We start from the raw sequence: 25,434 nt of genomic DNA, 5'->3' as shown, positions 1-25,434 counted from the left end.
TCCTTGGCGCCATCTAACAAAGCGCATTCAACGAGCCATTCCGCCGGGAATGGCTTTTATTCCAGTCTCATTTCTGTAATTCTGTAACACCTATAGGATCCATTCAAACATCTTCCCCTTGATGTGATAAAACTCGAAAATCATTTAGTGTATCTTTATAAGCATCTCCCCAATTCCTCATGGACAAGATGATCGACTCCAACGTTCTTCCAAATTCAGTCAGTGAATATTCCACCTTGGGAGGTACCTGTTTATAAACTTCGCGGTGAATAATGCCGTCTCTCTCAAGTTCACGCAGCTGCAGGGTAAGCATGAATTGCGTTATTCCCGGATAGAGGCGGCGGAATTCACTAAATCTTTTCGGGCCATCGATCATTTGAAAGAGAAGGAGCCCCTTCCACTTCCCTCCGATAACCTCCAAAGTTGTTTCTACAGGACACCCTTCCACGCCCGGACTAATGATGTTTTTGTTTCTTCGTTCGCCCAAAGCCTTATCCCCTCCAATAGTATGATTTTTAATACTATACCATAAAAATATGCGTACTTTACTAAATAAAGTATACAACATACTATTTGGGTAAACCAAGAACGCTCTCTGGTAAGGTGTAGTTTAATCATTCATCAGGTGAAGGAGGCACTTTAACAGGAGAACCTTGAGAGGACACACGAAGCAAAACATACAAAAGAGAGAAGGAGAAGTGTCATGAGTTTAAAAGGCTTGCTAACAGGTATACTTTTTACTGTTCTATATTCATCTGGAGCTATTATCATGAAAATCGGTTTACATTCTGCGTCTCCGTTAACATTAGCAACATTACGTTTTCTGATAGCCGGGATGCTGCTGCTAATCTTTATTTATATATTTAGAAAGGGCAAATACCCATTGCCTAACAAAAGAGAATGGGGCATTTTAATTCTTCTGGGTTTGCTGAATACCTCGTTGTTTGTTGGACTGGGCAACTTAGCGCTTCGAAACATTTCGGCGGGGATATTCAATCTCTTTTTACCCATAAATCCTTTTGTCTTTGCGATATTCTCCTTAATCTTCATGGGAAAAAACATTCGCGCAAAAGAATGGATGGGTATGATTGTATCCGCTATAGGTCTATTCATTGCAACCTACCCATCATTGGCAAAAAGCCACGCCAACTTAAGCGGAATTTTATTGCTTGTTCTAGCAATGTTTTCAATGGCTGTTGGAAGTCTTGTTTTTAAAAAGGCAAATCTTCAGTTGCCTACTCTTGTGATAAACGCATGGCAGGTATTCATTGGGGGGGTCATTTTAATTATCCCGACCCTATTCTTAGAGTCTGGGAAGCCGTTACATGTGGATGTTCACCTTGTAGTCTATCTTCTTTGGTCTGTCATCGTTCTCTCTATAATTAGTATGGGTCTCTGGTTTCGTTTGCTGAAACAAGATGCCGTCAGAGCAAATAACTGGCTGCTTTTAAATCCTGTTTCAGGCTATATACTAGCTGCCATCGTACTGGGTGAACCTCTTACATGGTATGCTGTCATCGCCACCGTTGTTGTGCTGTCAGGACTGTATCTGTCGGGGAATTTTCGAATCAAAGAAACGAAGTAGTTCAGCAAAGAGGCTTAGAGATCTATCGTACGGCTGTTTATTCGCCCTTTTCTTGACCACAAAGTCAATAATAACGAAAAAATTTCATTTTATCCTATGGAAACGTACACGTTTCGCGGTCGAGGTTATTGAGGCTTGCCGTAAAGCCGTCGGACCAGATTTCCCGATTGGTCTGCGTATCTCGCAATGGAAGGCAATCGACTATAACGCCAAATTGGCAGAAACCCCTGAATAGCTGGAACAGTTCCTGGCACCTCTGGTCGCTGCGGGTGTCGATATGTTCCATTGCTCTACCCGCCGCTTCTGGGAGCCCGAGTACGAAGGCTCTGATCTGAACCTGGCAGGTTGGGTCAAAAAATTGACAGGCAAACCAACGATTACGGTGGGATCGGTTGGCCTGGACACGGAATTCATGAGTTTCATCTCCGAGGGCAAAGGAGCAGGCATCGTCAAAATCGAAGGCTTGTCCGAGAGAGTGGAACGCGGCGAGTTCGATCTCGTGGCCGTTGGCCGGTCCCTGTTGGTCGATCCCTATTGGGCAATCAAGATCCGCGATGGCCGGTGGGATGAACTGATCCCCTTTACACCCGAGGCTGCGCAAACTTTGAGTTAACTGAAAGAGCCGATATTAGCAGAAAGACAATTTATCCGCACTAGGTCGTTAAATACGATTTGCTGGATTCCATTGTTCAAAAAATTGAATTGGCCCCTCCCGTCTTAACGGTGGAGGGGCCAAATGTGTTTTTTATTCGAAAAATGTGGTTGAAAACTGTTTTGTACCATGTTGATATAAGATTGAATCTGTTATACGGTCTAATTCTCAAATATGATGACCATTTTTTTGCTGCCCAAATATTCAACAGAAGTATTCAGCTGTTCCGACACAAAGCGTACAGGAACGAAAGTGCTGTTACTTTTCTGCAGTAAAGGGGCGTCGAATATCACGGTTTGCTGATTTACCTTAACCTGCTTATTCCCCACACGCCAATGAATCGTTTTACCGTCCTTTTGAATCGTTACCTCTTTCGTACTCTGGTTCCAACTTACATTTGCCCCAAGCTTCTCGGAAATGAAACGAATAGGCACGTAGGTACGATCTGTCTGAATGAATGGCGCTGCTGTTATGTTGTAGATACTATCCCCCAAATAGGCTGTCTTGCTGCCGATCATCAAGCGTTGAGTCTTACGCTGAGAACTAATTCCATAAGAATCTGCATTCAATTTTTTGAATATTTTATACGTTGGGGTTCCCTGGTTTAAGTCCAAGTTGTTATCGTTCAACTGCAGCCCATATCGCTCCGCCCCCGTATCCCAATGAAAATCATAGCTATTATTTTGAATCGGCTCCAGATTCCACACCCGGTTGTTGTTCAAATAGAGGATGCTTAGGGATTTCAGATTTCTTAACGGTTCCAAATTCCACACTCGATTGTTATCCAAGTAGAGTGTATTCAACTTGTTCAAATGTTGTAACGGTTCTAATTCTTTAATCTTATTGGAAGATAGATCTAGTGTAGTCAAGTTCGTTAGTTTCGCTAAAGGAGCAAGACTCTCAATGTTATTGTTGCTAGCAGAGAGACCTCCAAGATTGCTGAATCCCTCCAATATCTTCAGATCCGTAACCTGATCTCCGTTAATCCCCAGATACGTCAGGCTTTTGGACAGCATCCGCAGCGGCGTTAAATCCTTGATTTTATTATTGGATACATCCAGATATGTCAGACCTCTCATGCTGCCGAGGGGAGCCATGTCTTCGATTGCATTGTCGCTCATTTTCAAATACTTTAATTCTGCGGCGCTAGAGAGCACTTGAACATTCGAAATTTGATTGTGGTCGGCGCCCAACTCGATCAGATTAGGCAATTGTTTCACTACATCCAAGGATGAAATCCGATTCGAGCCTACCTCCAGATATTTCATCTCTTTCAGGGCTGACAATGCCTCAATGGATGAGATTTGATTTGCTTTGAGGCTGAGATCACGGATCTTTGAAAGCTTCTTTAGCGGTGCAAGATCCGTAATTTCATTATTGTCTAAATTGAGTTCCGTGACATTGACCGCATACTCTAATCCCTGCAGATCTTTAATTCCCTTACCCGATAGAGATACAACGGTGAGAGATTCTAAATCCGCTTTGGTAATGGGTTCATCGCCTTTTTTACCTAACCACGAATGAATCGCTTGTTCGAGATTTCCATCTTTAATAACCGCTTCTTGGTTAGACGATTCCATTGAAGCTTGTCCTGGAAGGACCCAACCTAGGACAAAAATAAAAATAAATAAGCCTGCAGCAATACGTTTCTTCATCATGAGCGTTCCTCCAATGACTGTATTACTTAATATTACCCCGGGCATTTGGATAATAACAGCCTAAAGTGCCCACGCTCTTCAGCTAGACGTTACAGATCAGGAATCCACTCGTGCTGCAGCAGAGCGTATTCAGAACGAATCTGGGCCGTCTCGATGTTACTTATAAACAATGCAGGCATCTCACACGCCCGAATATAATAGTGGAGTTATCTTTGGGCTTGAAAATTTTAATTCAACCTTCTATAATTTGCTTAAAGCAAACAAATTGTTGGAGGGAGTACAATCAATGAATGCAAATAAAGAAATGATGAAAGAACTGGCTCTAACCATGTTGACTGTCGCTCATGAAATTAAAGATCTGCAGTCCAGAGGGATCGACCAGGTAACGGCTCTCATCTTGGATTATTGTCATACGCACGAGGCAGTTCGCGCCTCCGACATCGCAGCCGTCCTTGAAGTAAACCCGTCCTCCATTACCCGTCGAATTCAAGCCATGGAGCAAGACGGGGTCATTCGTTTGACCAAAGACCCTGCCGATCAACGCTCCGTTCTTATTAGCGTTACGAGCGATGGCAAGCGGCTATTAGATACTTTGACTGAACAGGCTACTCATTTATTCTCCTCAATAATCGGTCATTGGGACGCGGATGATATCCAAGATATAACGAATTTCATGTCCAGATTCTCAAATGAGCTAACAAGCTGGAAGGCGAAATACCCCATAAGCGATAAAAAAGCCCATCGCAGAAAAATAAGTCAATCCTGGAGAACGGAAAAGCCGTAATGAAGTAAATGAACAGGCTCTGCCTGATTCTTTATACTCATATTTGCTTAACACAAACAAATTTAATGAGAAGGTGAATTAACGTGGCAAAAAGCAATACAGGCTTGATTTTAACCGGATTGTTGATAAGTCTTTTCGTTGCTGCATTAGATCAGACTGTTGTGTCTACAGCCATGGGAACGATCGTTGCTGATCTTGGCGGAATCGATAAATATGTATGGGTATCATCCGCTTACTTCATCGCGGAACTCGCAGGCATGCCGATTTACGGTAAACTCTCGGATATGTTCGGACGCAAACGTTTTTTTGTGTTCGGCGTATTCATCTTTCTTCTTGGATCGGTTCTTTGTGGACTCGTTCACAATATGGTTGAGCTTAGTATCTATCGAGCTATTCAAGGTATCGGGGGTGGTGTTGTAGAACCTATTGTCTTCACCATTGCCTATAGTATTATTCCGGATGAAAAAAGAGGAAGGATCGGAGGATTATTCGGGTCGGCATTCGGCTTGGCAAGCATTCTGGGGCCCCTATTGGGCTCCTATTTAACGGAGATGCTTGGTTGGCGCTGGATCTTTTATCTCAATTTGATCCCGGGACTGATCAGCCTGGGTTTGGTCGTTTTCTTTTATCGGGAAACCCATACCCGCTCCAATCAAAAGATTGATTGGCTGGGAACGTTTACGCTTGTAGGTTCTCTTGTTTGCTTGTCTTTTGCCTTGGAGATGGGAGGGAGTGAATACGAATGGACTTCTCCTGTCATCGTTACATTATTTTTCATGTTCGTACTGCTATTCTGTACCTTCTTATATGCCGAAAAGAAAGTGCCGGAGCCGATCATTTCATTCCGAATGTTCAAGAACAGACTCCTCTCCACATGCCTCCTATTGGCATTTATATATGGAGCAGCCTACATTGTTGTAATCGTGTATATGCCCTTATTCGTACAAGGTGTTATGGGACGACCAGCAATCAATTCTGGATTCATTTTGATACCTCTGCTTCTTAGCTCGATCCTAACCAGCATGACCGGTTCGACGCTCATTAGGAAAATCGGTTATCGCGTTACTATGCTCATATCTGGATGCGTTTACGCGTGCGGCATTTTTCTTCTGATTCGAATGACCGAGGACACGACTCCGTTGTTGTCCGCTCTCTACATGATCGTTATCGGAATTGGGGTCGGCTTTTCTTTCTCTGTGCTAAGCATTGGGACGAATCGAAGCGTCGACGGGGCTGAGCGGGGAGCCGCAAACTCCATTCTAACGTTTCTGCGCGCATTCGGCATGACCGTCGGCATTACCGTATTTGGCATCATTCAGAAGAATTTGCTGACCAATCAGATAAGCAAGTTGCTATCCGATAATGAAGATGCAAAGGGGCATCTGCAAAACCTGAATCCGGAAGCTCTGCTGACGCCTGGAGGGCGTTCGCAAATCCCTGATGACTTATTGAGAAGCATGAGCGGAGCGTTTGCCTACTCGCTCACTCACATGTTTATGTGGTTATTTGTTCCCGCGGCGTTAATATTGGTCTTTGCTCTTCGAATGAACAAGGAGAAACAAGTTGCCAACAGTCGGCCATATGGACAAACCGATTAAGATCAAGGGCGGTTTGCTTAAGCATCAGTAGTATCACTCCACATGTTTCGCGGCTAAGGCCAAAAATTTCGCCCTACTTGTGATATGGTTCCTCGTATCATCTATTGAGCGAAATCAAGGGCACCCAGTTCGGGCGCCCTTTTCTGTAGAATAAGCGCCAGCATTAACCCGCCCGGACTTTCACCGATAATTGCAATACGTTGTTGTTCTTTCGTTGCCACACAAACCACCTCCTCAAAATAATGTTGCGAATCATTATCTATACATTGGCATGCTATTATGAACTGAACATGAATTCATTCGCTGTAACCAAAAAATGCGCAAGACCCATTAGGTCTTGCGCGGTCAGTCGCTCAAATTGCGAAAGAGTAAAGTATTTGCTCAAAAGAAAAGGAAAACCACAAACATTTGTTCCTGCTTCCATCTTTAGTTTTCTCTTACAGTGACGACGACACTCCCCTTCTTATGTTTTTGTTCAACATAATGGTGGGCATCGGGAGTCTGTTCCAACCACTGCATACCCTTGTTACATCTTCACCGTAATATTTGGCAAGCTGCACCGCATAAGTACCTACACTTTCAGAGGCTCCATAAACAAGGACCTTCATTTCTGAACCACTAATTGACCTTTTTCTCATGTTTCATGGTCCTTACCGTTTTTTCCATAATATTAAACGCTCCTCCAAAATGACGCGCAGTTCTTCGGGAATCCGTTCAAACTCGACCCCTTTACCCAAGAACAAAAGCCAATCTGCATAGTACGAAAGCGTTTCAACATCTGTCACATCCAGCTGAACATTGAACATTCCGCTCGACTGAAACATCCCGGTAAGATACAAGATAATCCCCGGCGGGTGCATACGCTTAAAGCGTTGAATCCCAGTCGTATCAAGCTTCACAACAAGATTGGACTCACGTGCACGATTCCGTTTTTCACTTAATATTTCTTGCTCGGACCAATTCATCTTCCGCTCGGAAATTGCCGAGTCACGGAGCATATCAACTGGCAAATAGCGAAACTCATCCGTATCAAAATCATAAACCTCGACCAACCACTGAGCGTTGGAGTTAAATATATGCAGCAAAAAAACGTCCAACAATTGTGGCCAGCCAAGACTCTGTTCATAAGTCATGCGCAAATGCTTGTCCCGCACAGCAAGCGAAATCAGCTGATTCAGCTCTGCAGGCGCCGCGTCGTCGAGCTCCAAGAGATTCGGGTTCCCAGGATTTGTGTTTTCGAAAAGCAAGATGTTATTCAGCTCGATCAGCTCATCTTGCTGGGTCTGCGACGCAATGCCGATGAGCTTTTCAGTGATTGAGCGGCGGTTCTGCAGATACGGCAGCTGCGAATTTTTCGAGGCGATAAAGCTGATAAAAATCGCTTTTAGCTCATCCGGCGTGAAGCGGGTGGCGGGCAGATACTGATTTTGCAAGACATGGTAGCCGCCACCGCGCCCAAGCTCGGTCGTTAGAGGAAAGCCCATCGCCTGGATCTCGTTAATATCGCGGATTGCCGTCGCACGGGAAATCTTGAACTCCCGCTGGATCTCGGCAATCGTAAAATGCGCACGGTTATTGATGTAACGCATAATCAGGTTCACTCGTTCTGTTTTCTTCATGACTTTATTGTATCAACAATGTAGCTGATGCTGCAAAAAAGAGTATCATTTTTTGATACATTCAGCAAATAGAATCAAACCTGTAAGAAGTAAATCCACTAAGGAGAGAATCAAATGTCTAACTACTCCATCAAGACAATTCTAGATAACTACAAAATGACTGCTTTCGGTGTTTCTTTTGAAGACTTCAACGACTGGGCAGGTAATGCTGCAAAGACTGCAGCGAGAAAAGCCGAAATCACTGAAAACGGCAAGCTTGCTGAACTGCTCGCGCTCGCTGACGGGCAAGAATATCAAATCAACTACGTCTTAGACGGTAAGGCCTGGCGCGGCTTCGGCGTAATGGGCGAGTTCGACGTGGAAGGCGCGGTCGTCCTCGATTTCCTCGCTGGCGATTACCTCGTCGTATCTGGCACGGGCGCTGACAAAGACCACCTTGCCGACGGAATCACGGGCAAAGTTTTTGGCGGCATGTTGCAAGAAATCACGGACTACAAATACGTTGGGCCTGGTAACTCAACATTCGTTAAAGCAGCTGAAAACGGTGGCTTCTACGGCGAAATGTGGCTTCGTGCACAAAAAGTCGAGGACTAATATCTCGGATCAAAGGAGTAATCCATGGAAAATTACACGCTTGAACACAAAAAATCATTCACATTGACCGCTTATGGTTTTTCAATCCAGTCGAATTTTCAGGACATGCCGACTTTGCAAAAGGAAAAAGCCGAGTTTTGGGGCAGACTCAAGGCTGACGGCCGTTTTAATAAGCTCAAAGACGCCGCAAAGAACGATCGCGAATGGTCAGTCAATGAGGTTTATCAAGGCAAGCCGTGGAATTATTTCGCGGTAGAGGCTGGCAAATCAGTGGCTGACGCAACGCGAATCATCGAGTTTCCAGAGAGCGACTATATCGTGGTCGCAGGAAATGGCGACAAGGAAACTTTGTTTGATCAACTGACTTACCGCGCTTTTAACGAAGTCTTGGCCAAAGTCACCGACTATGCTTACATCGGCGGTCCAAATGCGACTTACCGCAATGATAACGGGGACGGCACTTTCTACGGGGAATTTTGGGTGCCTGTGGTTAAAAAATAAGGGGCCACGACATAAAACTTGCCGTTACTTATTGGTACGGTTCAGCTTAACGGGGTCTACGGCGAAAAATACGCCTATCATTGATAACCTAAAACCGCTCTCCGTTGCAGTTTTTTCATTCCCATCGGAACAGAGCAATTTCGAGTTCTCCGCTCTGTCTGTGACGGCAAGTTTTAAGGCACCCTCTCGGGTGCCTTCTATTTATCTCAGTGTGTGTTTTATATCTCAGTAGCTTGACGACTTAAAAATTGCCGAATCGATACATCTGTGCTTAGTCCAATGGCACGGCTATAAGCCGAATGGGCATCTTCTTTTCGCTGCATCCGCTTGTACAAATGGCCCGCAAGTGCCCAATAGGGCTGATAGCTAACCACCTCTGCAGATGGAATGGCTTCTAGAAGAGCGATGCCGTGTTCCGATCCATAAGCCTCCGCCACCGCAGCGGCTCGGCTGACTAAAGCGCCCAGTGTGGGGGATATATGAGTGAGGCCCTCGTATAACTGAGCAACCGCCTCCCACTCTGTACGCCCAGTCCGTAAACGCTGTGCATGCACCGATTGTATCGCGGCCATGAGTTGAAAGCGTCCGATTTCGCCGGCTTGCGAGGCGATATGAAGATAACGCTCCGCCTCCAAGATCAAGTTTTGCTCCCATCGGGCACAATCCTGCTCAGAGAGGGGAATAAAGTCCCCCTTACCATCATGCCGGGCCTCACGCCGTGCTTCACAGTACAGCATGAGCGCCAACAGACCATTCACCTCCGGTTGGCGTGGAGCGAATTGGAGAAGCAACCTTCCTAGAAAAATCGCCTCCTCCGCCAATCTTCTGCGAGGCGAGTCGGCTATAACTGCTTCGTCCCACCCGCTTCCATAAGCAGCATAAATGGTCTCCAGAACGGAACCGAGACGATTCGAGATTTCTTCTTCATCAGGCAATTCAAAAGTAATGCGTTCGGCACGAATTTTTGCCTTTACCCGGGTAAGACGCTGACTCATGGTGGATGGCTTGACAATGAATGCAGACGCAATTCGGGCTGCATTGATTCCAAGCACCGTCTGCAGCATAAGCGGTGTACGCATTGCAGGATCAATTGCCGGATGAGTACAAAGAAACATCATCCTCAGTCGTTCGTCCGGAAAGCCAGCACTAGAAGAAGCCAACCGTTGTGCATCCTCTGACATGGTAATGAGTGTCGGCAGCGCACTTTCGGAAACGCGGGTACGGCGTGCACGGTCGATAAGCTGCCTCCTGGCGGCAGTAACGAGCCATGCTTCAGGCTTATCCGGAATACCGATCTTCGGCCAAGTTTCTAGCGCAGCGAGAAAAGCATCTCCAATGGCATCCTCAACAGCCTGCAGATCCCGCCAATTCACAGCCAAATAGGAGAGCAATCGTCCGTAAGCGTTACGGGCTGTTTGTTCAATGACTTGATGGGCTTCCATAGAGTGATTACTTCAACGCGGGAAGGTTTTGTCTAACCTCCACCGTATCGACAGGACCTCGAGCAGCCCACTCTAATGCAGTGTCCAGGTCCGGAACATCAATCACGAATATCCCGCCGAGCTGCTCTTTCGTCTCGGGAAAAGGTCCGTCCTGAACAACCACCTCACCTCCACGCCTCTTCATCGTTGCAGCTGTCTCGGGAGCATGGAGACCCGAACCGAATACCACAATTCCAGACTGCCGCAAAGCATGCACGTAGTGCGTCCAGCCTGCCAAATATTCTTGTTGTCGGGCTGGATCCATTCTTGCCGCAAAGTCCTCCTGACTCTCGTAAAACATCAAAGTGTAATTCATACAAAAACTCCTCCCTTTAAACCGTATTGGAATTTGGTTTCGCTATAATGACGTATCAGCTATTCTGATTTCTACATTACAAGAAAATTTAATATTTAATAACTTGCCGTTACTTGTGATACGGTTCACCGTATCATCTATAGAGCGAATTCAAAATTCAAAAGGCACCCTAAGCGGGTGCCCTTCAATAATCCTTATCGCTGTTTCATTTCGATCTCGGCATCTTCCGACCGAATCATCTGCTTGTACAAATGACCGGAAATAGCCCAATAGAGCCCACTTCTTCAACTAGTTTAGTTCCGCGGCCGCGGTGGCTCGACCGACAAACGCTCCCAGCGGGGTAATAACGAAACTCACCAAAACTATAGTCCGAGCTGGCCGCCCGGAAATCCAAACCTTGCGTTATAGCTCGCGTCGTGTGCCGGCATGGTTGCTCCTTCTGGCGCCTCCAACGACGGCGTATCATTTTCCAACGGGTCCCAAGTTATTAGTACAAAGCCTGGGGGATAAAAGTCTGAAGGTATTACATCAGCAGGCGGTACGATCGTCGCCCCATACTTGACTTGAGCTGTCGAATAGTTAGTACTCGTCACTGAATCAATGAATAATAACGTGTAGCTGTTACGTGTGTAATATAGCTTAAGGGTGAGCGTTCCGTCAGCGGTTACCGTACCCGAGGTAACGTTGTTAGGATTGCTGCTGTCATAGGTAAAGCCGGTATAATCCTTCGGAGTTGCCGTAGCTGTTGATCCAATTCCGCCGCTGCCGGCAACGGCTTCCACTTCTGTGTAGCCGTCATCGTCCAGATTCTGCTGATAATACAATACCTGATAGCCCGTGGCCTGCCAAACGGCCGTGAAGGTCAGATCGTTACCGGGCATTGTACTTGGAACGGACTGTGACCAACCTTCAAACGTATAGCCTGGTTTTGTCACCGTAGGCGGATTTATCGGCGACCCATATGCAAGCTGTGATACAGTGCCGCCCACGCCTCCATTGGCATCGAATGTCAGGTTAAACAAATAAGGAACGAAGTACAACTTGATACGAAGATCCAGGGTTGGATCTACGTAAATCGATAAAGGCGAAGGTACCGTTGTTGTGAGTTTCGAGTAGGGTGACATCCACCTCGCATCCATTGTCCCTATATCTCTATTATCGAATCTTAAAAATGCCGTGCCATACTTGGTTTTTGCCTCCATGAGTTGGAAGTTAGAACCTGTGTTATCGCCAAGATAATACTCCACTGTAATAGGCACATGTGAATCTAAGCTATATATCCCTTTATAAGTCGTGTTGATAGCCGGCATAGTAGGCGCAACAACATTGGCTGACGCAGGAACGTTCTCGCTCAGATTCGTGTCGCGCCAAGAAGTAAACACATAGCCCGGCATGTTCACGATAGGTGCGGTAATAGGGGCACCAAACTTAAGCGAAGATGTGATTGGCGTTCCGCCATGGCCTGGATCAAAGGTCAGTTTGTACACATTGCGAGCGTAATAATACTTTACGACAGTACTCCCGTCGCCTTTAACCGTAGTGAACTGTTCGGCCGGTGTAGCAAAACCCGCATAGGCAGGGGGCCGCGCGGCTGCAGGCCAATCTGTTGTGCCCTTATAGGTGAATTCGTCGCTAAGCGTGTAGGAATCATTAGAGACATTTTGCAAGTAAACTTCCACCTTATAAGGGGTGTCCGTCTTCGGAGTCCATCTTGCAACCCACATGCTGTCGTAAGACGGCATTCTACCCGGTAGGGCAGTTGGCCCAGCATCGGAATCATTCTTATACCAATTAACGAATTTATATCCTTTTCTTGTAGGAACGGGCTCTGCCGGAATTGGATCATTGTACTTCCCGCTGATTGTCTTTAATAGCGTAAGCTTCCCATCATTCGTTTCATGCGAGTACAAGTAGAGACTATAACTACCCTTGAGATCGTCCCAGTGTAATGGAATCGTACGCGCAATCGGAGCAGAACCGAAAGTTAAAGGCGCCCTTCTCCAAGTGATCGTCATGGTGGCATCCATGCCAGTCGGATCGTAATTATAGTTCTGTAAGAGCACTTGGTTGGTCCTAGTATCGTATATGAAATTTTTGTTGGATATGCTTACCGTGAAATCCTTGGATCTGTCATAAGATTGTTCCGTAACCTCGCCTGTCTGCAGATCCATCGAGCTCATATCAAAGATGCTATACGGTAAAATGGTCGATTTTGTTGACTGACCGTGCAGATTAACTCTAGGCGCATCATCTTGTGAATAGGCAAAATCAAGAATGTTCTGCCGGGAACCTACCGTATAGAGCGGCCATTCATCCTCATACAAGGTTGGCTCGTACGAGAAGGTACCCTTAAACAGCTGTGCCTTGAATTTCACTTCCGTGAACACGCCGAATTCCAGATCTATGGCTCCGGCATAATGGGAGGTCTTGCCCTGAGAAGATAGATAGGTCAGCTGGTAATAGAAGTAGCCCCACAGCTTCACGTAAGCGCCAACGTCCGCTTGCACACCTACGCTATTCGCCTCAGTAGAGAATAGACCTACTGCCAACTCCAGCCGAAGACCTGCCCGTAAGCCCAACGTACCCATGGTGTAGAACGTAAATTGATACTTCTCATCTAGCAGACTTACGGTCTTGTTCGTCGCTTCTCTAGCAAAAAGTTTCACATTGAATATATATCTCTTCCCATTCTCATAACTGAACGTACAACCGATTGAGAGATTCGCATTTGCGCTTACGACAAAATCTCCTTTAAATTCCACTTGGATGATACCCAACAAAAGACGCATGTTGATATCAACAAGATTTACATCAAATAGGTCGACCCAGTCCGTCTCGTTATTAAGCATATTCTGATATAGAGCCGGCAATGAGCTATCTAATGAATCTATGCCATTAAAATGTTCATCCAAATCTTCCTTAGCGTCCATTAGAGCCTTTATTTGTTTGGCGATGTTTTGTACTTTGCTGTTATCATTCCAATTCCATTCTTCACCCTTCTCAAATGTGCCGATTTCAGCGTCGAAATTAATCGCTGTATAGGTATAGGTATCTACGGTTGGGGAAACCTCGTATTCTCTCAAATAAGGGATGAACCCCAGAAATAGTCCCCAATCGGTATTGGCATCGGCAGAAAGAGAAACACGTACTTCTTGCTCGAAGGTGCCGGTCAAATGAATCACGATGTTGCGCTGGCCGCCTGCGTCAACTACAATATCGCAACTCACTTGAAGAGAAGCGCTTAAACCGGACTTATCAGCAAAATGTTGCAGTTCTGTACCAATATCGGCTTTAACACTCACATTTTCTACTTGTACTCTATTTCCGTTCAACCGCATAACATTGCGATCGGAGACAGATGAGCCATCGGCATACGTAATAGAGTAATTTTTCATATCGAAGTCGCCGTCAAGCTTTTTGAAGCTATCCGTATCGATTGCCAAAGCTGCTAAATACTGCGTAGCTTTATTCACAAATCCGCTTTCCAGAGCTTGATCCTCGATTTGAGCTTCCATAACCGCTACATCGGTGTTCTGCAGCAACTGACTTCCTTCTACATTTTGCTGCGTATAGTAATCCATCGAAGCCGTTATTTGCTCAAGCGTTACATCTGTATAAGTAATGACATCGTTAGTTCCCGAAGAGCTGACTCCAGTAATTTGAGCATAGCCGGCAAGCTGGGACGAAGCATCACCGAATACACCTGTGTAGAAGGCGATGAAGTCACCTGCTTGTACAACGGTGCTTGCAGTAAGACCCAATTGTGCATATTTGCTGTCGCTATAGTTCATCGTATTCTCGCTTACCGTGATGGAGTGATTGCTTAAATCCCCATCCATATCTGCTGTATCGCTGACCGGCAGGACGTCCGGCGTAAAGAGAACTTTTTTGGCGTCTGCCGTTTCGTATGTGTATGTACTGCCGTCGATCGCCCGAATCGTTACATAAGCCACTTCACCGTCATCGTCGGCGCTTGTTGCCAGATTACGCTGATTCGGTGCAACTCCGTTATAAATAGCAACGGTATTGCCGACTTGTATATTCTGATTCCCATGATATTGGAATATACCCTCTGTAGCGTTACCCACCGATTGAACGGCTCCGCCATCACCGGCATTCAAGTCTATAACAGGAATCGTACCAGGGGTAACAACCTTACCATTCTGGGTCATATTCGTGACTTCCGAAGAAGGAATATAAATCAAGTCAGGATTCAGAGTCACATGCTGAACTTCTTGTTTAGCAATGGTAAATACGTAAGTTGTAGTGGATTTATCTTGTCCTGCAAAAGATAGATTGGCGTTATTCAGCTTGAGCTGATAGGTGCCGCCTTCTTCAAATGCACCACTATTTGCACCTACTGTAAATTCGCCACTGGAGCCCTCTACCCGAATACCCACATGAGTTGCAAAATCAGGATGGGTTAGCGCTTCAAAGGTCATCCCAGCTTTAACACTATCTGCTGTCATGCTGCCTGTGCCATCGATTACTCCAATCGTAAAGCTTTTGTCCTGATCCAACTTGGTCACACTAGGAATAGTTTGAGTTTCGAATGGTTCTTCATATCTGGCGTATAACGTCATATTTCTGTTGACGATAGCATCTGGATATACTGGCTCCGACAAAGCGCTATCTTTATACCAGCCCACGAAAATAGAGCCTGACTTCATTGGATCTGGAAGATGATTCAGCGTCGCTCCTTGCTTGAGAGACAGGCTGTTAATGGCCGAACCGCCGTTTGTTTCAAAAGTAATAATATATGGACCTGCGTTCGTGTCACCTGGGTTAGCGCCATTACCGCTGCCTGAGTCGGGAGTTGATGTTGGTGTTGATGTTGTTAATGTTGGTGATGTTGGTGTTGGCGTTGGTGTTGGAACGACTCGATTTTGGGTAATCCATGTCTTCACAACTTCGTTGTTTCGCATGAAGAAAACGGATGCTTCCGCACGAGATGCATTTGACTTTGGATTGAAATTACCGATTGCATCTCCATGAAGCAAGCCTGCCTGCCAAAGCTTTACGACCGCATCTACCGCCCATGGCGAAATATCGACTGTGTCGTTAGGTTTAGAGGTCAGGCTGGCGTTGGTCTGATAAGGTATTTTATAGCTTTCAAAATACCTCAAAGCCAGCGTTGCCATCTGTTCCCTTGATATAGCAGCGTTCGGCGAAAAATCATGGTCACCTGTACCGCTTGTAATGCCTTTTTCAATTGCCCATTGCACATAAGGTGCATACCAAGTGCCTGCTTGTACATCTGAGAAGGAGGAAATTGAATATTGGCTGATATCCACTCCTGCCATTCGCCCAAGTGCAGTGACATACATGGCACGAGTCATTGTGCCTTTGGGCGAGAAGCTGTCATTATCCGTACCGCCGAATATTCCATTTTGTTTCACATACGTGACAGCATCATAGAACCAGTCCGTCGGTTTAACATCTTGAAACGAATTTATCGGAGCACTCGATGAGTTTGGAGATCCTTGCTCCAGTACTGCTGCAGGTGCGTCAGCACTCCGTTCAGCGGCCGCGAACCCTGGTGATACTAAGGATACGAGCATACAAATCAAAAGCGATAAATTTATAATACGTTTATACAAGCGTGTTTCCCCTCCCGCAATTTGTCTAAACTTTCTGCAGAATAATGTCGATTTCTGCTTCACCATATCACAGTCAGTCTAAACAAATCCTAAACAAATGCTAGTGAAAAGGGAGCATCCCTCCGTTATTTTTGATAACCTTGGGACACTCCCTTTATGGAGGAATATGCGTCAATTTATATCCAGCAATCTCCTGACCGTTTCCTTCGGCTTAATCCCGAACTCCGTCAGAAGCAGCATTCTTAATACCTCGTATTGCTTGATCGCCAAGATGCGGTCATCCGCCATAACCAGCACGCGAATGAGCCGTTCATGAATGGACTCATTCAGCGGATCATGTACAAGCGCCTGCCGCAGCAGTTCCGCAGCCGCATCATATTGCCCCTTCTTCTCCTCACGTTCATGAAGGCGAAGCAACGTTGCGACGTACTCGCTTTCCAGGCGAACTCGCGTCGGCTCTGCCCATTCGTACGAAGTGCCTGCCATAAAGCCCTCTCCGTATAATTGGACAATCTCACCGGCATAGTCACGCAGCTTTAAGTCGTCGATTTGCGCCTGTGCGGCCAGCAAACGATCCCACTCATCGAGATCACAGTACAACTGGCTCATATCGATTCGATAACCGCCTTCCACATGCTGGACGATACCGTCAATTCCGATTTGACTTAAAGCTTTTCGCAAATAGTGAGTCGTTGTATTAAACTGGGCACCTGCCCGGTCTACCTCCACCTCTCCCCACAAACGATCGAGAATTTGATCTCTACTTACCGCCTCGCCACGATGGTAAATGAGGAATGCCATCAATTCCTCGGTTTTGGAAGTCCGCCATTTGACCGCAGAGCCATTCTCTGTCTCTACGCGCAACCGCCCGAAACATCGGATATGAACTCGTGGATGTGCGTCATAAACATGGAACGCTTGCAGCACGAGACGCGCATAACTTAATGCATCCTTCGATCCCGCACCTTTGTCTCCATACGTCTGCACATAAATAGACAACAGCTCTGCCATCGCCGAGCCTTCGTCCACGAAACTGCGAATAAACCCTTGAGGTTTGGCGAGACGCAAAGCTTCAGCCAGCTTCGCAAGCGCCGGCTCCATTTGATTGTCGCCATATAACGTCATGCTTTGTAAATTCAGAATGTGAATGCGGTCCCGCAGACGGTCTTCCTTCGTCAACAGATGATACAGTCTTTCTGCGAGAGATAGTGCTGATTCGAATTGTCCGCAAGCGGCCAGTACACGAACGAGCACCAATTGTTCGGAAACTTGGTCCAGCGTTGCTTCGTCCGAGTGCGACATCCCGCATTGCTCCAACCATCGCTGAGCAGACGCAATGTCGCCTTGACGCACCGCTAAGCTCACCTGTTCCGCTTCGATTTTGCGTATGAATATCTCATAATCGGGTGAATCGATCTTCAGCTTAAGTTGTTCTAGCAGTGTCGCTGCTCCTAGTGAGTTCCCCTTTGCTTGCTGAATTCTAGAAGCTGCCACAAAGAGCTGATACCGATTGCGAGACACCGGCGCGAATCCATCTACATGCATAATGCGGTTTAGCCAGTCCTCCGCTTCCTCCAGCCGATTCCACTCGTACAATACCTTGGCATAGGAAGCATACATCGGTGTCGCATACGGATGGTTAACGCGATCTCTCCAATACTCTATCATCCGAATGAAAAATTGTGCTGCACCATGGTAATCGTTAATGTAGCCCAGATGGTCTTCAAACTCTTCGACCGAATAATGCTTATTGTTGCCTCCTTGAATAAATAAGCTTTGTTCGAGTGCAAATGTATCTCCACGGATAAAATAGTCAGCAGTGCTCAGAAGGTCTTTCTTCACATAGGCAGCAGTACCGCAGAGATAATAGATGTCCCCCATGGTCATGCGCCATACGTCAGCATCTATATGATCCTTCAACGCTTCGAAACGAACACGAAGCCGTTCCGCTCGATCCGGAATGTTATGAAACTGCCGAACGCCGACCATCACGAGCAAATAAAAAAGCTCAACAAGCGGTCGGCTCGCTACATATTGCTCAGGCACTTGCATCACCCAACGAGCAACGACGGTGTTCTTGCCTCCAAGAAGTTCGTACAGATGCGCTTCGATCAGGCGAGCTACATCTTCATACTGCCGTCCCGCCAAATAATGTTCCGCCGCTTCTACAATAAACCCGTTATGTTCGTGCCATTGCGCGGCACGCGCATTCGCCTGAACCCATAGCTCAGGCCATGTTCGAGCAAGCATCGACTGCAGGAAATCAGACAACAGATGGTGATAGCGATACCAGTTGCGTTGATCGTCCATAGGAATGATGAATAGCTGAAGCTGTTCCAGTTGTTCCAACTGCTGCTGACCTCTCGCTTGACCGGTCACCGCCTCGCACAATGCATAATTCATTTGGCTTAACACGGAAGTTTGCAGCAAAAAATCGCGCATCGCCTCTGGCAGATCGCGAATGACTTCCTCTAGCAAGTAATCGGATATGTGCTGCTGATGGCCGCTGAATTGACGGATCGATTCAGTCACATTGCCGCTTCGTTTCAGTGAGATGGCCGCAAGCCGCAAGCCGCAAATCCAACCCTCGGTTTGGTCATACAGCATATTGAGCTGCTCAGTCGACAGTTTCAACTCCGTCGTCTCTCGGAAGAAATCGTTTACTTCTTCTGGTCGGAACCTCAATTGCTCGATCGTAATCCGCCGCATCTCGCCTTTCGCAAATAATCTTGCTGTCGGAAATGGGAGGTCGTTGCGACTTGCGATATATAAATGAATGTGGTTTGGAAGGTGTTCAAGCAAATAGCTCATCGAATTCTGGATTGCTGGCATCGTCGCCAGATGATAATCGTCAACCATGACGACCAGCTCACCCGGCAGTTGATTCAACTCGTTTAGTAGCACGTTCATCGCCGTCTCCATCGATGTGGAAGATGCAGAGGACCCCTCCGCCAGCAGAGGCAAAATGGTCAGGCCAAAGTCCTCGACATGATTCTGGATCGAAACGATGACCATGTTCCAGAAGGTGCTCCAATCATCGTCCTGCTTGCTCAGTGACACCCATGCAACAAGCTTGCCGCTTTGTTTGGCCCATTCGCTTAGCGCCGTCGTTTTCCCATAACCAGATGGAGCGAATAAGAGCGTAAGCTTCGCGTCCATACCCTCATCAAGCAGACGAAGCAGATCCGTACGAGCAACCAAGGTGTGCCGTACATAAGGGATGTGCATCTTTGTTGCGGTAATCATCGATAGCCCTCCATAAGACAACAAATGAGTAATTAGGAGTAACTTCGACATTCAAGTCGTAAATTCCTGTGCTTTCGGCTGCACAACACATGCCCCATAGCCGAATTGCGTGGGATGACAATTGGGCAGAAGGTTGACTCGTTATTAATGACCGTTATAGATCGCCCTATTTGTGATACGGTTCTCCGTAACATCTATAGGGCGAATTAGATTATGAACGGTAACGAAAAGCATGCTCCCCTAGAGGCCGCAAGGCTTACATCCTCCTTAATCTCGACCATTTTATTAAATCGGAACATAGTAGACGGTCAGAGTTCCCGAAAGCGGATGCTTCTACTCCGCCGCTTCCGCCAACCATACTTGCATAGCCGGAGATTCTGCCCGATTCAAACGTAGGACGATTTCGGTTTTATCTCATCCGGCGGCATGACTTCGACAAGGACGCATACTGACTCTCGCAGTTGATTCAAGGCAAACACGCCTTCATCATCGAGCATTTTCATCGCCAGCTCCATGGCCTTCAGTCTCAAATCAAACTCGTGACTCCCTTCATCATTCTCAAGATCCGCATTGAAAGGACGCTCGATAAATCGTTGTTTAACGTGATCGAAGTTCTCATCCCCAAAACAACAATAGTGCGAATCGGCGTAGGACCATTTGATGAGTTCTGCAATCGTCGATCCCGGTGTGTCACTTTCGTCTCCTTGCCTGGCCGATTCTATCTCCAAAGCTTCCCACGACCAGGCGGAGATGCTTGGCGCATGTCCCTCGCCAGTAGTATATAGCGTACAGTAATAGTAACGTTCACCATTTTCAAAAAGAGCGCGAAAAGGCGTTCTGGCAGCATCGGCAATCTCTATCGCCAGCGTCTCTATTTCTTGCATCGGCTTCATGACAACGCCCCTCCTCTCCGTTAGTCGATCAGCTCAGATTATTTAAGAACGCTCGTCAATCAGCCGTTCTAGAAACTCCGCAAACGTTGAAGCATACTCGTCGATCAAATCATTCATGAGATCATAACACATGACCGGAAATTCTCCCTGACTATCTCTAGCAGACGTATCAAAAAAATAAAGCTCGTCGCTATCCGGCACGAACAAGTCCAGTCTGTGGGGAAACCGGCTTACCCACCATTCTTCAGCTATATTCAGTCTGTGTATATAAAGAAGGTCGCCGTCGTAATACTCTCTGTGTTCCGGAGCAGCAATCGTTAGAATATTCCCGCCATTTAGCCCGGCATAACCATAATGAATCAACCACCAGCGATAAGATGGCGGCAGGCGGAATCCTAATTCCTCTTCGGCTTCTGCTATCCAGCTTTCTTCCGCACCATGACCAGGAAACCATTTTAAAGCGGAAGTCGTTTTCAGTTTTTCTGCCAAACGCTCATACATGAGTTCGATCCTCTCTTCCTATTCATGAGTTTATTGTAAGTTTTGAATATCTCTCCTGCCTTCTACAAATGATATGGCAGCGCTTTTCCTACTACAAGGTTGTCAGGATGAACGTCAGTTGGCTCATAGTCATTCATGCGGAGAAGGATATACTCAATTTCTTCTAATGGCATCTGCAATTTTTGGCTGACTTCATAAAGACCCATGTCTTGCGAAAGAAGTTTCCGTGCTTGATTTATCTTTCCATTTAGCCAATTGTTTTTAAGCATCCATTTTTTCACCAGGTCCAGTAGTTGATTTTGGGTTTCCTTATCTGCATGCTGTTTATATTTAGCAACGGACTCTGACAGATAGTTATAGAGGTAAATACCTAATACCTCACGTTGCTCATGCTTGGACAACCGTTGATACTGCTCATAACTAATGCTGATATCTAAATCGAGGGTATGATCCCTGCTATCAAAACGTCTGGATGTTTTTCGACCATAACTTTCAGGTAAAACACGCAATACAAAAAAGATATCATAGGGAAACTTCCATGTATTTGCTAATTCCTCTAACGGTAGCAGTTCATCTCTCAATTGACCCACACACGTTCCATGTGTATCCAGAGCAAAAACTAGTTTCATGCATACCTCCCTCTCCCACACTTCAGGAGCACCCAGATCATCTGTTATTTCCTGAGATCGCTTCGCACCCTTTCGACAAGAGCCACTGCTCCATAACGGCAAACGCCTGCCCCGCATCCTGTTCATAGAAGACGGCCACCTCTTGCTGGTAGGCATAATTCAATCGTACATAGCCACCTAGTTGCCGGTAGAACAGGAAGCAAGCATATTGGGTCTCAATGGACAAATCAGGTGGAAAATCCGCTTGGCACATTCCGGCAAGATCGGGCAGCGAAAGCTGGTCCTGCCCTTGTGGTAAACGCAAAAAGAGATGGCTCCGAGTGCCCGTCCACGGTTCATAATAGACAGCCTCCTCTTGACTGATTCCATACACCTGACGATATACTTCGTCCAGCACCAAGGCGTACATTCCATCGTCTTCCTGCTCGCGTACCTGCAAAGAAATCGCCTTTACGTGTACCGCGTGCCGAGGTAGCCAGAGCAGCCCAGCCGTCTGGGGATGCACTGCCAGAAAATCACCATCCACCGTTGTACCTATTACGATGCACTCGCCGATCTGTTGCTCAGTAATGGGGCTGTCTTCGTCATGCTCCCATAACCCGTACTCGGCAAAAGGTTTAAGCACCTCCGTATCTGGAAACTGGACATTCAACCACCCTCTGTAAGTCCCTTCGCCGAATCGCCGCAAAAACCGGAGGTAGCCCGGTGGATAAACAGTGGCGTCTTTCTTCGTAAGTGCTTGGTTTCGGCCATCAGACAGCGGTTTTGGTCGAGATACAATGTACATAAATACTCCTCCTGTTACCATAATGATCAATAGGCATAGCTCGGTTTGAAATGAAACGGACCTGCACTCCGCTTTGGAATGAAGCAGCAAAATACAAATATGAGCAGAAGTTACCATAATTGGTATAATCTGTACCGAGGCTTTCGTTTAGAAGTTTAGCGGTGACCGCCAGTCAAGAGACGGTTATAAGCTTTTTTGTTTTGAAACTCCACCATACCGCCGAACATGATGCAACGAGCAATACCCAGGTACAGATAAACTTTATCGCAAACATTATTTCGGCATTCCTCCATTATCCTTAATTATACATAGGTTCAAGTCAACAGGTCTTCTACCGCACGATGGTCCGACTTTATTGACAGCTAATTAAATTTCACAACAGAACTCGCTCCGAGTAACTTAAAATTAGGGTTGACTTCACAGGCAGACGAGGTAGAGGGGGAGAGGGATTCTGGAGAAACGAAGTGGTCGCCAAGACTACTCCCTTTTATTGAAAACCCAATTTTAATAAAGATTGTTGTATTTCCTGGTCTGCTTTACTTTTGAAAGTTGCAAACTCCACTGAAGATAAAGAATTTGGAAGTTTTTGATTGATAAAGGAATCAAAATCGATTGCCGTTTTGAAAATGTGAAGCTTGTGCAGCAAAGGCAGTTGCTCCATTCCCATCAAACGAGTCAAGCCTTTACAATTCCTGATAGATAGCTCCTCCAGTGCCTTCATTTCCTGGTTAAAGCTGATTTCTTGCAGCTGGATTTGATCCTCAATAACAAGTCTATTCAGGGCTTGAAAGGCCGTAATATTGGTCAGATCATGAAAACCGCGGACTCTACTGATTTCCAGGTCCTCGATTTCATTCTCTTCAATTTCCTGAATATGCTCTCGGCCTCCAAGCAAAATGCGAAGGTTCTTCAGCTTCCTCAGCCGGTTAATAAAATGTAACGGCAGTTTGCTGATCGAATGCAGCGCGAGGTAATTCAAGTCCTCCAGATAACCTATTGCATCAAGGTTTTTAACCTTGCCCCCTACATGCAACTCTTCCAGATAAGAGAACTCTTTAAAATATTGCAGGTTAAGGATCTTTTTATCCGAGATAATGTTTAAAATTTTTAGAGATCGCAACGTATCAATCCCCAAAATTTCCGAATTCTCCAGCTCGTATATGCCTAAGCTCAAACTGTACAGGTTATCCAGCTTGGCCAATGCTTCGGTGTTATGGGCCTGGACGAGACTATTGAGCTGCAGCATTTTGACATGGGGAATCCGCAAGAGATTTTGACAATCAAAAGACAGGGAATAGTGGGCGTAAAAACGTACTCCGAAATCCTCATCCCAGCGCGCGCAAAGCTCATCCACTTCTTCCAAGATGGAGCCATAAAACTCAGGGTGAGAGAACTGGACAATTACTTGGTTGCCGCCACGTAAGTCCTGCTCGATCTGAACCCGGTCCAGCGCAATAGGATTATTGATCAGTATTCTTTTTTTCCATATTTTGCGCATTCGTAAATCCTCCTATTTGATCACAAGTCCATATTTACTGAAAATCCACGATTTGCTCAAGTCGTGAATCGCATCATGGCTTATACGCACAGAGGGCTTTTGCTCCTTCATAGCATCTACGTCATGCGCCGAGAAGCGAAGCGGCTTTGTCACTTTTTTAATAGCGCCCGTTATTTCATCAAAAAACGTATATGTTAACGGCTTATGGTCCCGGATATCCTCATAGATATAATACTTCCCTTTTTTATCTTCCAAATCTATTTGAAAGCCTTTAGGAAATGAAAGCAAGATACACGGCAGTTCATCCTCTGCCCATTGTCCGCAATATGAAAAATGGACACCTTCATTTCTCGCAAAAAATCCGGAGCTTTCATCATCAAACGCAACAGAAATGGAATAAACAAAGAAGGGGTGACAATCATTCCTTTTCTCCTCTGCCGCAAAATACTGATAATATGTCTGATACGCCTCATACACCTGATTCTGATCATGCTCTGTGTGGGCATAATTAGTAAGATGAAATTGCGCTTGCTTATGTTCAAAAAGCTTCAAAACGCTTTTAAACTCTTCCGGACTTATGAAGAATTTAAGTTTATAAAATCCGCTGTTCTTTAATTTGTCCATTTCTTTTCTCTCACCTCCGCTCTTCATCATCTCTATTTAAAGCAAGGAAGCGTGCCTATACAGCTCATGTATTTTCAAAATTCATATTTCTCAAATCGTTTTCTGAGCGTTTCTTCGTGCGGTATCCACTCCGAATCACTCCATAAAGACATTCTTATGAGTTCTGACAGCTTATCTACGGCTTTTTCCGGACTCGTGATGCTAATTAAGTCTTCAAAATCCTCATTACGGATATCCAACGCTTTCCGCAAGTAGTCATCATTAAGACGCTCTTCTTTGAGTTGTTCATATTCATCCCTCGTCCACTGTTCACAAAAGATTCTTTCGGCCTGAATGTCTCCATTCTCGAAAAACGACAACTCGAATATTTCCTCATTCATATATCCGGTGGTCATCACTGGCTCCTCGATAAGCCGGGTCAACGTTTTGCCGATCTCCTTCACCGTACCCCATACAAAATAATCGTGGAGCACGCTGATCCAGTTCTCGTTGCTTTTGCTTACGTACATGACATCTTTGGTCTCTTCAGCCTCATTATTTGGCTTGCCTAATACTTTGGCATGCCCATCGCTTAGCTCTCTTAATGCTTCGACAGTCTTCTCAAGGTTTTTCGACTTGATATGCAAATTTGCGAATGATCTTCCCACGAAATGGCCTCCTCTAATCGCTTACTTACTCAGCCTGAATCTTGAATATATCCTACAGATTTGCTCAATGTATGTCTCTTATTTCCATTATAGTAATCTAATCGCTTGTCATGAGTCTACCTACTTTTCGCCTGAATTTTGGAAATGGCAAGGGTAGAGATATAGTCTTGTCCTTTCAGCACAATCTCCAGCTCCTTCCCTACGCGCTCCGCTCCCTCATT

At 45.9% G+C, this 25,434-nt stretch carries 19 protein-coding genes and 2 pseudogenes; 6 read left to right on the top strand and 15 right to left on the bottom strand.

The window, feature by feature from the left end:
* Positions 1-103: 103 nt before the first annotated feature.
* On the bottom strand, positions 104-487 hold the full coding sequence (locus tag GRF59_RS21800) for a winged helix-turn-helix transcriptional regulator (protein WP_237392008.1): 384 nt from the start codon (positions 485-487) through the stop codon (positions 104-106).
* A gap of 216 nt (positions 488-703) precedes the next feature.
* Here GRF59_RS21800 and GRF59_RS21795 point away from each other — a divergent pair, with 216 nt between their 5' ends.
* Together GRF59_RS21795 and GRF59_RS21790 are read left to right on the top strand one after the other, a co-directional pair.
* Positions 704-1,585 (top strand): DMT family transporter, encoded by an 882-nt coding sequence (locus tag GRF59_RS21795; protein ID WP_160499833.1) that lies wholly within the window; start codon positions 704-706, stop codon positions 1,583-1,585.
* A gap of 100 nt (positions 1,586-1,685) precedes the next feature.
* Positions 1,686-2,198: pseudogene (locus GRF59_RS21790) on the top strand (oxidoreductase); the annotation flags it as partial.
* A 200-nt stretch (positions 2,199-2,398) separates the two neighbouring features.
* Here the strand turns inward: GRF59_RS21790 and GRF59_RS21785 are convergent.
* Positions 2,399-3,895 (bottom strand): leucine-rich repeat domain-containing protein, encoded by a 1,497-nt coding sequence (locus GRF59_RS21785; protein ID WP_237391969.1) that lies wholly within the window; start codon positions 3,893-3,895, stop codon positions 2,399-2,401.
* A gap of 286 nt (positions 3,896-4,181) precedes the next feature.
* Between GRF59_RS21785 and GRF59_RS21780 the strand changes: the two genes are divergently transcribed.
* Both GRF59_RS21780 and GRF59_RS21775 read left to right on the top strand, forming a co-directional pair.
* Entirely contained in the window at positions 4,182-4,679 is a 498-nt protein-coding gene (locus tag GRF59_RS21780) for a MarR family winged helix-turn-helix transcriptional regulator (RefSeq protein ID WP_160499832.1), read from the top strand.
* Positions 4,680-4,762: 83 nt separating this feature from the next.
* Positions 4,763-6,277, top strand: coding sequence for an MDR family MFS transporter (locus GRF59_RS21775; protein ID WP_341480121.1), 1,515 nt, complete (start codon positions 4,763-4,765; stop codon positions 6,275-6,277).
* A 503-nt stretch (positions 6,278-6,780) separates the two neighbouring features.
* On the opposite strand, the pseudogene GRF59_RS29825 reads toward GRF59_RS21775, so the two are convergent.
* A pseudogene (locus GRF59_RS29825) lies at positions 6,781-6,885 on the bottom strand (NAD(P)-dependent alcohol dehydrogenase); the annotation flags it as partial.
* Positions 6,886-6,927: 42 nt separating this feature from the next.
* Positions 6,928-7,896 carry a helix-turn-helix transcriptional regulator gene (locus tag GRF59_RS21760; RefSeq protein ID WP_237391968.1) on the bottom strand — a complete coding sequence of 323 codons (969 nt, stop codon included), beginning with the start codon at positions 7,894-7,896 and terminating at the stop codon, positions 6,928-6,930.
* A 114-nt stretch (positions 7,897-8,010) separates the two neighbouring features.
* On the opposite strand from GRF59_RS21760, the gene GRF59_RS21755 reads away from it, so the two are divergent.
* Together GRF59_RS21755 and GRF59_RS21750 are read left to right on the top strand one after the other, a co-directional pair.
* Complete coding sequence (locus tag GRF59_RS21755; RefSeq protein WP_160499830.1) at positions 8,011-8,490, top strand: hypothetical protein; 480 nt, start codon at positions 8,011-8,013, stop codon at positions 8,488-8,490.
* Positions 8,491-8,514: 24 nt separating this feature from the next.
* Positions 8,515-8,991: a GyrI-like domain-containing protein gene (locus GRF59_RS21750; protein WP_160499829.1), complete on the top strand. Its 477-nt coding sequence runs from the start codon at positions 8,515-8,517 to the stop codon at positions 8,989-8,991.
* Positions 8,992-9,209: 218 nt separating this feature from the next.
* Here GRF59_RS21750 and GRF59_RS21745 read toward each other — a convergent pair whose 3' ends face one another.
* The 11 genes from GRF59_RS21745 to GRF59_RS21695 form a co-directional block, all read right to left on the bottom strand.
* On the bottom strand, positions 9,210-10,433 hold the full coding sequence (locus tag GRF59_RS21745; protein ID WP_160499828.1) for an RNA polymerase sigma factor: 1,224 nt from the start codon (positions 10,431-10,433) through the stop codon (positions 9,210-9,212).
* A gap of 7 nt (positions 10,434-10,440) precedes the next feature.
* Positions 10,441-10,788 (bottom strand): YciI family protein, encoded by a 348-nt coding sequence (locus tag GRF59_RS21740; RefSeq protein WP_160499827.1) that lies wholly within the window; start codon positions 10,786-10,788, stop codon positions 10,441-10,443.
* Between the two features lie 362 nt (positions 10,789-11,150).
* Complete coding sequence (locus tag GRF59_RS21735; RefSeq protein ID WP_160499826.1) at positions 11,151-16,388, bottom strand: InlB B-repeat-containing protein; 5,238 nt, start codon at positions 16,386-16,388, stop codon at positions 11,151-11,153.
* A gap of 171 nt (positions 16,389-16,559) precedes the next feature.
* Positions 16,560-19,634 (bottom strand): AfsR/SARP family transcriptional regulator, encoded by a 3,075-nt coding sequence (locus GRF59_RS21730; RefSeq protein WP_160499825.1) that lies wholly within the window; start codon positions 19,632-19,634, stop codon positions 16,560-16,562.
* A gap of 386 nt (positions 19,635-20,020) precedes the next feature.
* The gene (locus GRF59_RS21725; protein ID WP_237391967.1) at positions 20,021-20,527 is read right to left on the bottom strand and encodes a DUF4303 domain-containing protein; all 507 of its coding nucleotides are present in this window, start codon (positions 20,525-20,527) and stop codon (positions 20,021-20,023) included.
* 42 nt (positions 20,528-20,569) lie between these two features.
* Complete coding sequence (locus tag GRF59_RS21720) at positions 20,570-21,028, bottom strand: SMI1/KNR4 family protein (RefSeq protein WP_160499824.1); 459 nt, start codon at positions 21,026-21,028, stop codon at positions 20,570-20,572.
* A gap of 62 nt (positions 21,029-21,090) precedes the next feature.
* Positions 21,091-21,657, bottom strand: a complete 567-nt coding sequence (locus GRF59_RS21715) for a hypothetical protein (protein ID WP_160499823.1) — start codon at positions 21,655-21,657, stop codon at positions 21,091-21,093.
* A 37-nt stretch (positions 21,658-21,694) separates the two neighbouring features.
* Positions 21,695-22,345: a hypothetical protein gene (locus tag GRF59_RS21710; RefSeq protein ID WP_237391966.1), complete on the bottom strand. Its 651-nt coding sequence runs from the start codon at positions 22,343-22,345 to the stop codon at positions 21,695-21,697.
* Positions 22,346-22,931: 586 nt separating this feature from the next.
* The gene (locus GRF59_RS21705; protein WP_160499822.1) at positions 22,932-23,942 is read right to left on the bottom strand and encodes a hypothetical protein; all 1,011 of its coding nucleotides are present in this window, start codon (positions 23,940-23,942) and stop codon (positions 22,932-22,934) included.
* Positions 23,943-23,954: 12 nt separating this feature from the next.
* Positions 23,955-24,566 (bottom strand): hypothetical protein, encoded by a 612-nt coding sequence (locus GRF59_RS21700; RefSeq protein ID WP_160499821.1) that lies wholly within the window; start codon positions 24,564-24,566, stop codon positions 23,955-23,957.
* A gap of 74 nt (positions 24,567-24,640) precedes the next feature.
* Positions 24,641-25,213, bottom strand: a complete 573-nt coding sequence (locus GRF59_RS21695) for a hypothetical protein (protein ID WP_160499820.1) — start codon at positions 25,211-25,213, stop codon at positions 24,641-24,643.
* Positions 25,214-25,434: the final 221 nt, after the last annotated feature.

The organism is Paenibacillus dendrobii (assembly GCF_009807035.1).
In the GTDB taxonomy this organism is placed as follows: Bacteria; Bacillota; Bacilli; order Paenibacillales; family Paenibacillaceae; genus Paenibacillus_AQ; species Paenibacillus_AQ dendrobii.
Note: the sequence above shows the minus strand (reverse complement) of the source record. Positions and strands in the feature narration are given on the sequence as shown.

What these genes read in the sequence shown, in the direction of transcription:
- GRF59_RS21705 (WP_160499822.1), bottom strand. Translation starts at nt 23,942, where the DNA reads ATGCGCAAAATATGGAAAAAAAGAATACTGATCAATAATCCTATTGCG.
- GRF59_RS21785 (WP_237391969.1), bottom strand. Translation starts at nt 3,895, where the DNA reads ATGATGAAGAAACGTATTGCTGCAGGCTTATTTATTTTTATTTTTGTC.
- GRF59_RS21795 (WP_160499833.1), top strand. Translation starts at nt 704, where the DNA reads ATGAGTTTAAAAGGCTTGCTAACAGGTATACTTTTTACTGTTCTATAT.
- GRF59_RS21780 (WP_160499832.1), top strand. Translation starts at nt 4,182, where the DNA reads ATGAATGCAAATAAAGAAATGATGAAAGAACTGGCTCTAACCATGTTG.
- GRF59_RS21700 (WP_160499821.1), bottom strand. Translation starts at nt 24,566, where the DNA reads ATGGACAAATTAAAGAACAGCGGATTTTATAAACTTAAATTCTTCATA.
- GRF59_RS21755 (WP_160499830.1), top strand. Translation starts at nt 8,011, where the DNA reads ATGTCTAACTACTCCATCAAGACAATTCTAGATAACTACAAAATGACT.
- GRF59_RS21715 (WP_160499823.1), bottom strand. Translation starts at nt 21,657, where the DNA reads ATGAAACTAGTTTTTGCTCTGGATACACATGGAACGTGTGTGGGTCAA.
- GRF59_RS21750 (WP_160499829.1), top strand. Translation starts at nt 8,515, where the DNA reads ATGGAAAATTACACGCTTGAACACAAAAAATCATTCACATTGACCGCT.
- GRF59_RS21740 (WP_160499827.1), bottom strand. Translation starts at nt 10,788, where the DNA reads ATGAATTACACTTTGATGTTTTACGAGAGTCAGGAGGACTTTGCGGCA.
- GRF59_RS21760 (WP_237391968.1), bottom strand. Translation starts at nt 7,896, where the DNA reads ATGAAGAAAACAGAACGAGTGAACCTGATTATGCGTTACATCAATAAC.
- GRF59_RS21730 (WP_160499825.1), bottom strand. Translation starts at nt 19,634, where the DNA reads ATGATTACCGCAACAAAGATGCACATCCCTTATGTACGGCACACCTTG.
- GRF59_RS21745 (WP_160499828.1), bottom strand. Translation starts at nt 10,433, where the DNA reads ATGGAAGCCCATCAAGTCATTGAACAAACAGCCCGTAACGCTTACGGA.
- GRF59_RS21720 (WP_160499824.1), bottom strand. Translation starts at nt 21,028, where the DNA reads ATGTATGAGCGTTTGGCAGAAAAACTGAAAACGACTTCCGCTTTAAAA.
- GRF59_RS21725 (WP_237391967.1), bottom strand. Translation starts at nt 20,527, where the DNA reads ATGAAGCCGATGCAAGAAATAGAGACGCTGGCGATAGAGATTGCCGAT.